Genomic DNA, 10,412 nt, shown 5'->3' with positions numbered 1-10,412 from the left:
TTGGACCGGTGAGCCACAGCCGTCACAGAATCGAACGCCCTCACGCGGCTCAGTGCCACACGTCCGGCACGCTGCCATGGCCGTCATCCGACCCTCCGCCGATCCGAGCCCCACCGTTTCCAGGGTGGTCTAAGGATAGGCCGTGAGGGGGGAGTCTCGGGGGTCAGCAGGCCGGGGGGCTTGGCCTGCTCGCCGAGGCGGGCGCGCAGTAGCCACAGACCACGGAGCCCAAGGCCGTACTTGTTCAATACCTTCGCCTAAGAAGCAGATGCGAATGTGCCGTGGTCGTCATCGGTTGTTCGTACTATCCGCCTATGCCGCTAAGCGAGGGCCAGACGTTCGCTGGCTACCGGATCGTGCGCCTGCTGGGGTCCGGCGGGATGGGCGAGGTTTATCTCGCCGAGCACCCCCGGCTGCCACGTCGTGACGCCCTCAAAGTGCTGCGGGCCGAGGTGTCCGCGGACCCTGACTACCGCGCCCGTTTCAACCGCGAGGCAGATCTTGCGTCAAAACTAAGGCATCCGCACATCGTGAGCGTCCACGACCGCGGCGAGCACGACGGCCAGCTATGGATCTCAATGGACTATATCGACGGCACGGACGCCGCCCGCATGACGCGGGACCATTACCCCGCTGGCATGCCGCCAGATGAGGCGGTCGAGATCATCACTGCCGTCGCCGGGGCGCTCGATTTCGCCCATCAGCAGGGCCTCTTGCACCGTGACGTAAAACCCGCGAACATCCTGCTCAGCCAGCCAGACCATGACGGTGAACGACAAGTGTTCCTGGCGGACTTCGGGATTGCACGAGAACTGGCTGACCCTGGTGGACTTACTGCCACCAACATCACCGTGGGAACGGTTGCCTACGCCGCCCCAGAGCAGTTGATGGGGCTGGAGCTGGATGGGCACGCCGATCAATATGCCTTGGGTGCTACTGCTTTTCATTTGCTCAGCGGCGCGCCGCCGTATCAGCATTCGAACCCCGTCGCCATCATAGGTCAGCACCTCAACGCAGCCATTCCTAAGCTGGGCGACCGCCGCCCGGATTTGGCTAGCTTTGACCACGCTTTATCGACCGCGTTGGCCAAGAATCCCGACCAACGCTTCGACAGTTGCCGGGATTTCGCCAAGGCGTTGCGCGAACATGTGCCGACCGCGCCGGTGGGTGAACACACCACGCGGGTGGCCGCTCCTCACGCTGCACCAATCCCCGCCGATGGTCACGTGGATGCGCGTCGACGCCCCCGAATCTCTCTCCGCACAGTCGTCTTGGCGCTAATCGCTGTGGTACTTATCGGCGCGATCATCACGGTGGCCCTACTGTTCACGGGCCTCGGTGGAAACCCACCGGCTGGTCCGCCCAACACCGTAGCCGCGCCTCCGTCGGAGCTGACCACAACATCAACAACGGCAGAGATTACGACCAGCACGACCACGCCGCGCCCTCTCCCTAGCAGCTGGAGCGGAACTTGGACTTATGCCGGGCAACAGTATCCGGCGGATTTGCAGCTCTTCGACGCTGATCCCATCTCCGGTGAAATTCATATATCAGGATGGTGCGATGCCAGCTGGACAGAAGTGCAGCGGACCTCGGAAACTCTGCGGTTAGTAGATGCACATATCACGGCGGAAGTCGCGACGGGGCGTTGCCACGACAACCAATGGAACGTGACCCTCCTGTTGCCCTATCGCATTATCGGAACCGACCCGACGGACCCAAGCACGACCTTTGAGTTCACACCCAAATCCACACCCACGGAGTCGTCGACCACCTCGGCTCCACGGCCCAGCCTGCCGGGAACCGACGGCCAGGGGTGGGTGGGGTCCTACGCCCGCTGCGACCCGGCAAATCCCCCGGCACTGATGGCCCAGACCACCAAATCTTTGGTGGTGGTCTGCCAAGCTGGACCTGGAAACTATTACTACCGCGGCGTTCGCATGAGCGACGGGGCCAGTATCGAACTGGCAAACGCTGTCCGCACATCCGGCGGGTTCGATGTCACTAATCCGGCGGACGGCACGCGCTATCAGGTGCGGCCCGATGTGCTGAACATCATCTCACCAGGCGGCCACGTGGACTCAGAACCTATGGTCCAGTACGCATCGAGCTAGCCGCGTCTTGTCAGGCCAGCGCCGGTGCAATGCACGGATTCCAGCACTTTTCCTCCGCCATCGCGGGTTCCACGGGGTCGTACTCGTCGTCCCCCTGGTCACAGTCCTCAAACTCATCCGCCAGTGAATCAGCTGCGACGGGTCCATCTATCTTGCGCAGGATCTCCGGCCACAGCTCCTCTGGCACCGTGGCATGGATGGCGTCGATGATGCGACCCATCTGAGCCATGATCTCCACCATCCTGGTACCGCTGGCGCGGGATTCGATCAGGGCTTGGAGGCGTGCGGCGGCGATCATGCCGGTGTTGACATCGACCTTGGTGTCCGGATCGACAAGGGTCTCATAGCCCTTCGCCATAAGGGTTTCGTAGTAGGCCATCGGCGTGATCGCCGTGGCGACTCCATTTGCGAAGTCGATGCCGTTCTCCTTGGCTCGCCGCTCGACGATCTCGCGGTAGGTGGCCTTGGCGACGTTCTGCACGGGGAAATGCCGTGCGGTGTGGTTGCGGATCGAATCGATCGTCACCCGCTCGCGCCTATCGATTTTGCCGTTCTCGTCGGCTACAGACCGCAGGATCATCGCGTAGCTTGTCCCGACTGCCAAGAGATCGTTGACTTTTCGGCGTAGTGCGTCGTTACGACACACGCGGCATCGGGGCTCAAGGGGCATCTGGCGGAAGAGTGCGGCGAGGTTGGTTGAGTCGACTGTGTCGCCGAGAGAATCTGCGATTGTGTCCAATACGGTCATTGTTCTATCACTTCCCAAAAGCGTTGGCGTGGGGCCTCACACACCCAGTGTTGCAGACCCAGATGACCCGCGTCGCCTGAGTTTTGGTCTAAATGCGGTATTTCGCCGTACTTCAGCGAGTTCCGTTCCTGCGTTGGGACTTCTCTACAGGGTGGCGGCGCCCTGGCACTTGCCCTGAGCGTAGACATACTTCTTGCAGTCGCCGGTGGTCTAGGTCGAAGTTGGTTTGGGCAGGCGGACAGTTCGGGCCTCCGTAGTCCGCACCCGACGCTGGCCGCTCAGATTTCGGTGGTGCTGCCACCGATACCGTTCAATTCTCTATCTCCTTTTGCCAGTCTCGCAGGGCGTTCCAGCCGTCGAGGTCGACGCGCTCGAACCGAGCAATGTCGATGCGGGACGGATACACCTGGATGTGCAGATTGTGTTCGATTTCCACCAAGAGGAGAAATTCATGCTTGGGCACGTCGGCGAATTTATTGTCGGCGTCGTAGTCCTCGCGTAGCTCGGCCAGGGCGTCGGCCAGACTTGGGTGCATCGACACGGATGGCTCCCCATCTCCCTGGTCAACGACGGACATCCAGATCACTGCCCAGGTGCTGTCCGTAGCAACTGTCATTCTTTATCCTGCCTTCTCTTTCACTGTTTCTTTGGTGGCCCATGCTAGAAATCCGTTGTGCCCGATGACGCCTAGCCATCCTCTGCGGCCAAGAAGCCGCCCTGCGCCGGTTCCGGCAACTCCCGCGGCCGCAGCGAGTCGTATCGCGTTCCCCAGGGCTCAGTCGTCGCCGGTCTCACGGTCCTTGGTCAGCCACATTGCGGTAGTTTTCTCCTCGTTCTCCCGGGTGCATGCTCCTTAATGAGCTGGCGCCACGACTCTGGGAGCTTGACGGGATCATCCAGCTGGTACCGGTCCGACTCCATGACGATGAGGTGGATGTTGCGTCGCTTCCCGAGCGTGCCGTTCTTGAGCACGCTGTCGCCAACCAGCGACGCCTTGAGGAGCTTCCAGTAGCGATTGGCCCGGCCCCAGTTCAGGCAGATGAGTCTGGGCCGGAACCTGAAACAGTCGAAGGCGGGAGCCTCGTCGGGCTCCAACTCGACCGTCACGAAGTGGAAGGCCCTGGGGGCTGCGCCGCAACGGGAGTACCGACCGGGATAGCCGATGCCGGTCTCGGTGGTGATCTTCATGAGGCGTCGTTCACCGTGATCGGGTCTGGATAGGCGTCGATCAGCTTGCGCAACAGCTTGGCGTTGAACTCGGCGTCGCAGTGTCCGCAGACACACTCCACGCCCTCCGCCATCTCCCCATACAGTTGCTGGGCCGCGGCCAGCGTCGGGCGCGGCGAGGCGTTGGCATGCTCCAAGGAGCAGAAGCCGGCCAGTGACGCCCTGCCGGTGCGTTCTGCATACAGCGCGTAGAAGTGCACGGTCATATTGCAGTAGCGACCGTCGGGCCACTGCCAGTCGCAATGGACTTGTCTGAACCAGCTATCTTCCGCGGGGGATACGGCAGGTCGGTAATCGATGAAACCAAGGTCGCTCAGTGCCTGTATGTCGTGACGAATCTCTTCCTCACTAACCCCCAGCTGCCGGGCCAGCTCGTCATCTGCGAGACCTCCCGCCTCAGTCGGATCGATATCGGCCGCCAGCTTCTGGGCCATCAACGCCCGCAGGACCTGTTCCTGGCGCTTGGTAAGATCGGGACCTGATCCGCACATCTGCCGCGCGACATCGACCAGCGGACCCCACTGTCCGCGTGCCTTTCCCAGAACCTCGGGGGTGACGTCACGATGGGCGATAGCGGTGAAGAACAGTTCGACGCCCACGTCAGCGATCCGCATCAATTCATTGAGGGTGGCTTGCCGGTCGCCGAGGTGCTCCTCGCTGATACTCTCGAGCAACTCGCCGATAGTGAGCTGATTGCGCACCTGGATGAGCCGCTCGGCCATGAGATGTATTTCCTGGTCGCTTGCGTACCAGGGAGTGCCGGACTCCTCGGCACGGACAGCCTTCTCCCTGATTTCGGGCGGGAAGCCGCCGGGCGTGTCGGCATTAAGTTGAAGAATCCTCTCAGCCAGGACATCCGGTGAGATGTCGGGCTTCTCGTCGTTACTCATGATGGTTTCCTCTCGGTTCGTAGCGAGATACGGCAGTAGGTGACAAAAGGGCCAAAAGCGACAGAAGTCCTCATGCCGCTACCCTTTCGGCCCTTCTGACCCTTTTGTCACCCTGTAGCGCACTGACGCTGGGCGTCCGCCCGTTGACTCCGGGGCGGGCAGCCGGACCAGGTACCCCTGGTCGATCAACCGATCCAACGGGGGCCTTAAGGCCTGCTTCGTCTTGAACCTCTTGGCCGCGCGGTGCAGGTCACGCTCGGACACTTCGTCCTGCCCGAGGTCGCGAATGCGCTCCAGCAGATAGATCGCGTCAGCAGTGCCCTGGTCGGTGCCCATCTCGGTGAAGGCGTTGATCGCGGAGGCTCTGTAGTACTCGCCGATCCGCTCGGCCGCCACGACCGTCTGGGCGCTGACGGGTTCCCGCGGGCCTTTGTCGGCACCGTGCTCGGCCAGGTGCAGCATGCCTGCGATACGGGCCACCGCGCCCACGTACTTCGCACCCCAGTCCGCCAGCGAGGCCAGCTCGCCGTCGCCGGCGAGAGTCGGCTCCACCGCTGCCTCAATGCGCTGGATCTGCTGCTGTGCGTCCTCGGTGAGGGTCAGCACAGCCGGATCGCCGCCCCATCCACGCATGCCACGCGCGAGTTCCTTCAGCGTGGTCCCGTAGCTCTTCTCGACCTCCGGGTCGACCGGCGGTGCCGGGGTCTTGCGGTGGCCCACCTTCGACCGTGGGCGGGCGTAAGAGATGCGTGCCAGGAAACCGCGGCCCCGGAACTGAGGGTTAGCGGCGATGGCTCCCAGCACGCTCGGTTGGATCATCAGGCCGAGGGTGAGCGCCGGGCGCGGGATGTGCTCGGGCGGACGGCCTTTGCGGTCCACCCGCAACGGGTCACCCGAGTGGCCCTTGAGCCACAGGTCCATGTTGGGGACCGCCTTGGGCGAGTAGCGCCCGGCGATGATGTCGAAGATCCCGCCCTCGGCGGAGATGATCGCCAACCGTCCACCTTGCTCGGCGAGCAGCGAGGCCGCGGCCTCCGGGGTGATGTCGTCGGCGAGCAGGCGCGGGACCGGCGGCACCTCGATGCCATCGGCGATCTGGGCCGCTCCGATCACCTCGTCGAACGCCGCCCGTGCCTCATCCTCCCCGGCTTTTGCGGCCCTGTTGCGTTGCCGTTCAACGGCTTTCGTCGCGACCTGCTTGCGCTCCTCGGCCGCCATCCGGTCTGCGGCGCCGTCGGCGACCAGTTGCCTCTCCACCTCGTGGATCGGGCGGGTCATGAACATCTGAACGGCGCTCTTGCGTTCGCCGGGGGCGGCGATGGTCACGGTGTAGATGCACAGCGGTTCGCGGTAGCCGCTTCGAACCTCGATCTCGGCGTGGCCGCCGGTGCAGGCTGAGATCGCTGAGAGCGCCGACGTAGCGGGCATCGCCGGGTCGGTCTGGGTGGCCTCGGCCACGGCGTCCACCATGTCGGCGATCGCCTTGGGTAGGGCATCCACGGGCCACGGCGGAACCTCGACGTCTTGGGTCAGCGGGATTGGCTCACTGTCGAAGTAAGCCGTGTCCTGCGGCGGCTCGGCGGCCAGCAGGGCCTCGGCGTTGCTGATCATCCGCAGGAACTCGGCCTCGGCCTCGGGTTCGCCGCCCACCCGGTCCGAGGCGACGGCGGCGACGAAGCAGCAGCAGTAAAGCGTCCTCAGCGCCACCTCGACGCCGGGTTCGCCGTTGCGCCCATATCGCAGCAGGCCCAGGACGTGGTCGCGCACAGTGTCGTGGCGGGACAGGCCCTGCGCCAGGTCGGCGAGGGCCTCGGCGAGCCGCTGGGCGACCTTCGCCGACGGCTGGCCCTCGGTCATCGCGTCGGTGACGTTGAGGATGCTCGCCTCGCGCTTTGGGGTTGCGGTCTTCTTGGCCGTGTGGGGTTGGGAGTTGTTGTGCGGCTTGTCGACCCGAAGCACCTCGAACCACGGCGTGGGTAACACGGCCAGGTCCTCAACCCGCGGCGGGCCGTCCATCACCACGCCGTGGGCATCGAACCACTGGTACAGCCAGCCGGTCTTGTCGTGGATCGAGGGCCAGCACAGCATGTAGCGGTGGTGATACTGAATGATCTCGACGTCGCCGATGTTCAGGTCGCTGAACTTGAGCACGCCGTGCAGCTTTATGCCCGCCGGGATGCGGTAGAGCCGGATGCGCGAACCGTCCTTGCGGCTGGTGGAGTAAGGGGTGGGCGGCAGTAGCCCGTATCGCTTCTCCCCCTCGGCGATCGTCTCCGCGCCGGTCTTGCCCCCGTAGTGGTCCTCATCGAGGCCAATGACGGACCAGAGCTGGCCTTCGACCTCAACTTCGTCGGGCAGACGCAGGGCCAGGTTCCCGTCGCTGAACGTCTCGCGCCAGACGGCGAGGTCGATTTCGTTCGGATAGGCACCGGTCTTGCCGGTGAACCCCGAGGGCGGCGGCCACTTGGTGCCGCGCTTCAACGGCAGCGGAGCGTTCCACCCTGCGGCCAGATAGCTGCCCTGGGCCTCGGCGTAGCCCATCACCGGGCCACCACCCGGCGTCGGGGGCTCTGACTAGACTTGGCGTTAGCTCTTGTCCTGGAGCGTTGATGATGAGGTGCCGTCTCAGTAGGGTTGCCGCTGCCGCGGCGGCCTCTCACTTTCACGGCGCATCACTCCGCACCGTTGATCGGCACTTCCAGTGGTGCTCGGCGAACTTGACGGCGTGCGTGCGTGCGATGTTGACGCGCGGAAGACCGGCACCCCCGCTAGAATCAGTGGCACTGGTCGCTTGGAGGTGGCTGGTTTTCGGGTCGGCCGTCTCGGTGTAATCACCGGGGCGGCCTTCCTTTTCGTCAGGCAGCATCGCCACCGCCCGCGCTACCTCGCACGAAAGCCTTAGTTGATTGCATCAGGCGGTCGCTGCCTCACTGAGCCGATTCAGGTATGCCTCAAGGGATTCCGACGTGATGAATCCACGGCGACCGATGTTGACCTTGACGATCTCCCCGCGCTTAACCAGCTCGTAGACAGTCGTGTGCCCGATGTCGCCGAGCACATGGCGTGTTTCAGGGATCGACAAGAGCCGCTTAACGCTGGTCTCCATAGCTGACCTACCGATGTTCGTTCGTCTCCGCCTGTGTGCTGGCGGTTGTTGACAGGATGCAGAGTTAGGTGCAGAGTTAGCAAGTTCCTGCTGCGGACGGCGTGGGAGGTTTGGGCGATGGCCATGATTGGCCCGATATACCTGGAGATGAAGCACAAGGGGCGGCAAGTCCGGTGGCGGTTCTCCTCCCAACACGAGACCGTTGAGGGCGTCGAGGTGCCCACCTGGATGGAGCAGTGGCAGCTGGGCGGCAACGGACCGGATACGTTCGTCCGGGTCGAGCTGCGCAATGGGAGACCAGAGGTCGTAGAGCTGAGCTTCATTTCTCAGCCTCACCAAAACGAGGTGCAGCAAAAGCATCTGCGCTCAGTTGACGTGGATCGACTGGCAACTGACCTGCTCGCGTTTTGGATCTGCGGGCATTTCGCCGACCCGGACACTCCGCGCGACAAGCAGCGCGAACCGGCAGAGCGTGCAGCGATTCGTTTCCTTGAGCGGCAACGTATCCCACGGGAGTATCGGGTGATTTCAGACGATTTTCTGAAGTCAGTTGCCGAGGTATACCGGCAGAACATTGGCCGCGCACCAACCAAGGCCGTGGCCAAGGCGTTCGGCGTCAGAGATCGGATGGCATCGACGTACGTGGACAGGGCCCGCAAGGCGGGATACCTGCCGCCGACGAGGCAGGGCCGGAAGAAAGCCTAGGGGACACACCATGGCTAACGCGAATGGCGAGGGCAGCATCTACAAGCGGATGCGCAACGGGCGGCAGGCTGGATACATCGGCGCTGTCAGCTACACCGACGACGCGGGACAGCTGAAGCGGCACATGGTGTACGGGAAGAACCGGGCCGATGTGCGCGACAAGATGAAGGGGGTGCGCGAGCTTGAGAACGGCGCGGCAGTCAAAGACTCCAAGCGGACGGTCGCCGACTGGCTGGCCAGCCGTTAGAGCTGCTTTTTACGTCGAAGAACGCCAAGCGCTCCGGTACATCGCAGACGCAAGGAAGGCGGATTTGATCCAATGACGAGGCAACAGCTACCACCGCAGATAAAGAAGATCACCGTCAAGGACCGCAGGACGGGTAAAAACGTCGTGCGCTACCAATTGACGGTCGACACCGGCAACGACCCGGAGACCGGTCGCCGGCGCCAGATTAGGCGCCGACTATTGACCGAGGCTGCGGCGCGGGATGAGCTGGCGAAAGTCCAGGGCGGCGTCACTGCCGGCACCTACGTCCACGCCAGCAAGTTGACCGTGGATCAGGTGTGCGAGGCGTGGCTGGCGTCTAAGCACTCCTTGAAAGAGTCGACGCTAGCCGGGCACCGGTCGAAGCTGGCGGCGCTGCGCGACGAACTCGGCCACCTTGAGGTCCAGAAGCTGTCTAAAGCCCACCTGGACGATCTGGTGGGGCGGTTACGGCGCGGCGAGGTGGAGGGCCGCAAGAAGAAATGGACACCGCGCTCATGCAATTACCTACTGCACCTGACCACGGCAGTGCTTGACGATCAGGTCAAGCAGGGAAACGTGGTGCGCAACGTCGCGCGGCTGGTAGACAGGGTGGCCGGTGATCCGCGCAAGTACCGCACCCTGACCGACAAAGAGATGTTCAAGATCCTCGACCACGACTGCCGGGATCGGCACCTGTGGGCGCTGGCGCTTTACGGGTTAAGGCGCGGGGAAATAGCCGGGCTGCGTTGGTCCAGCGCCGACCTGAAAGCCAAGACAGTCAGCATCGTGGAGAACCGTGTGACCATCGGAAAAGAGGTCGTCACCGGCATCCCGAAGTCGAAGGCGAGCACCCGCACACTGCCGATGCCCGACGAGGTGGTGGAGTTGCTGCGGGCCGCACGCAAGCGTCAGACCGAGGAACGGCTAGCGTTCGGTGAAGGATACGGGTCCGGCGAGTACGTCGCCAGCGACGAGACCGGCCAGCCTTATCACCCGGATCTATTGACATCCCGGTGGCGTCGAATGCTCGACGAGTTGGGCATCAAGCGGGTGCGTCTGCATGATGCGCGGCACTCGTGCGCGACACTCATGCACCTGCGCCAGGTGCCGATCGCGGTGATCGCCGCGTGGCTAGGTCACGCCAGCGCGGCGTTCACGATGTCGGTGTATGCGCACAGTCAGGATGACGCTCTTAAGGCCGCCGCGAGCAGTTTTGGTCGAGTTGTGACGACTCGTGACACCGAGACGGGCTCCCAGGGGTGACTCCAGGCACCAGAACCCCCCTGACCAGGCGTTTAAGGTGGGGCGGGCGGGGCTCGAACCCGCGACCAACGGATTATGAGTCCGCGGCTCTAACCAACTGAGCTACCGCCCC

At 63.5% G+C, this 10,412-nt stretch carries 10 protein-coding genes and 1 tRNA gene; 4 read left to right on the top strand and 7 right to left on the bottom strand.

Annotated features, from left to right (window positions below; all coding sequences use genetic code 11):
* Nucleotides 1-314: 314 nt before the first annotated feature.
* Nucleotides 315-2,114: a serine/threonine-protein kinase gene (locus ACLP9N_RS32840; RefSeq protein ID WP_442411300.1), complete on the top strand. Its 1,800-nt coding sequence runs from the start codon at nt 315-317 to the stop codon at nt 2,112-2,114.
* A gap of 10 nt (nt 2,115-2,124) precedes the next feature.
* On the opposite strand, the gene ACLP9N_RS32835 is transcribed toward ACLP9N_RS32840, so the two are convergent.
* The 6 genes from ACLP9N_RS32835 to ACLP9N_RS32810 form a co-directional block, all read right to left on the bottom strand.
* Nucleotides 2,125-2,694, bottom strand: coding sequence for a hypothetical protein (locus ACLP9N_RS32835; RefSeq protein ID WP_442411299.1), 570 nt, complete (start codon nt 2,692-2,694; stop codon nt 2,125-2,127).
* Nucleotides 2,695-3,172: 478 nt separating this feature from the next.
* Entirely contained in the window at nt 3,173-3,478 is a 306-nt protein-coding gene (locus tag ACLP9N_RS32830) for a hypothetical protein (RefSeq protein WP_442411298.1), read from the bottom strand.
* Nucleotides 3,479-3,666: 188 nt separating this feature from the next.
* Nucleotides 3,667-4,050, bottom strand: coding sequence for a hypothetical protein (locus ACLP9N_RS32825; RefSeq protein WP_442411297.1), 384 nt, complete (start codon nt 4,048-4,050; stop codon nt 3,667-3,669).
* Nucleotides 4,047-4,979 (bottom strand): hypothetical protein, encoded by a 933-nt coding sequence (locus ACLP9N_RS32820; protein ID WP_442411296.1) that lies wholly within the window; start codon nt 4,977-4,979, stop codon nt 4,047-4,049. Before ACLP9N_RS32820 ends, ACLP9N_RS32825 begins: the two co-directional genes overlap by 4 nt.
* 78 nt (nt 4,980-5,057) lie before the next feature.
* Nucleotides 5,058-7,520, bottom strand: coding sequence for a DUF3987 domain-containing protein (locus tag ACLP9N_RS32815; RefSeq protein WP_442411301.1), 2,463 nt, complete (start codon nt 7,518-7,520; stop codon nt 5,058-5,060).
* Between the two features lie 370 nt (nt 7,521-7,890).
* Nucleotides 7,891-8,085, bottom strand: a complete 195-nt coding sequence (locus tag ACLP9N_RS32810; RefSeq protein ID WP_442411295.1) for a helix-turn-helix transcriptional regulator — start codon at nt 8,083-8,085, stop codon at nt 7,891-7,893.
* 117 nt (nt 8,086-8,202) lie between these two features.
* On the opposite strand from ACLP9N_RS32810, the gene ACLP9N_RS32805 reads away from it, so the two are divergent.
* From ACLP9N_RS32805 to ACLP9N_RS32795, 3 genes are all read left to right on the top strand, one after another.
* Nucleotides 8,203-8,790 carry a hypothetical protein gene (locus tag ACLP9N_RS32805; RefSeq protein ID WP_442411294.1) on the top strand — a complete coding sequence of 196 codons (588 nt, stop codon included), beginning with the start codon at nt 8,203-8,205 and terminating at the stop codon, nt 8,788-8,790.
* A 10-nt stretch (nt 8,791-8,800) separates the two neighbouring features.
* Entirely contained in the window at nt 8,801-9,037 is a 237-nt protein-coding gene (locus ACLP9N_RS32800) for a hypothetical protein (protein WP_442411293.1), read from the top strand.
* Nucleotides 9,038-9,109: 72 nt separating this feature from the next.
* The gene (locus ACLP9N_RS32795; protein ID WP_442411292.1) at nt 9,110-10,300 is read left to right on the top strand and encodes a tyrosine-type recombinase/integrase; all 1,191 of its coding nucleotides are present in this window, start codon (nt 9,110-9,112) and stop codon (nt 10,298-10,300) included.
* 38 nt (nt 10,301-10,338) lie between these two features.
* Here ACLP9N_RS32795 and ACLP9N_RS32790 read toward each other — a convergent pair.
* Nucleotides 10,339-10,412: transfer RNA gene (locus ACLP9N_RS32790), tRNA-Ile, on the bottom strand.

The organism is Mycobacterium sp., from assembly GCF_052144515.1.
Taxonomy (GTDB): Bacteria; Actinomycetota; Actinomycetes; order Mycobacteriales; family Mycobacteriaceae; genus Mycobacterium.
The sequence above is the reverse complement of the archived record's forward strand: the minus strand, read 5'-3'. Positions and strand labels throughout refer to the sequence as shown.

Coding starts and splice junctions, on each gene's coding strand:
- ACLP9N_RS32840 (WP_442411300.1), top strand. CDS start 315: ATGCCGCTAAGCGAGGGCCAGACGTTCGCTGGCTACCGGATCGTGCGC.
- ACLP9N_RS32835 (WP_442411299.1), bottom strand. CDS start 2,694: ATGATCCTGCGGTCTGTAGCCGACGAGAACGGCAAAATCGATAGGCGC.
- ACLP9N_RS32830 (WP_442411298.1), bottom strand. CDS start 3,478: ATGACAGTTGCTACGGACAGCACCTGGGCAGTGATCTGGATGTCCGTC.
- ACLP9N_RS32825 (WP_442411297.1), bottom strand. CDS start 4,050: ATGAAGATCACCACCGAGACCGGCATCGGCTATCCCGGTCGGTACTCC.
- ACLP9N_RS32820 (WP_442411296.1), bottom strand. CDS start 4,979: ATGAGTAACGACGAGAAGCCCGACATCTCACCGGATGTCCTGGCTGAG.
- ACLP9N_RS32815 (WP_442411301.1), bottom strand. CDS start 7,520: ATGGGCTACGCCGAGGCCCAGGGCAGCTATCTGGCCGCAGGGTGGAAC.
- ACLP9N_RS32810 (WP_442411295.1), bottom strand. CDS start 8,085: ATGGAGACCAGCGTTAAGCGGCTCTTGTCGATCCCTGAAACACGCCAT.
- ACLP9N_RS32805 (WP_442411294.1), top strand. CDS start 8,203: ATGGCCATGATTGGCCCGATATACCTGGAGATGAAGCACAAGGGGCGG.
- ACLP9N_RS32800 (WP_442411293.1), top strand. CDS start 8,801: ATGGCTAACGCGAATGGCGAGGGCAGCATCTACAAGCGGATGCGCAAC.
- ACLP9N_RS32795 (WP_442411292.1), top strand. CDS start 9,110: ATGACGAGGCAACAGCTACCACCGCAGATAAAGAAGATCACCGTCAAG.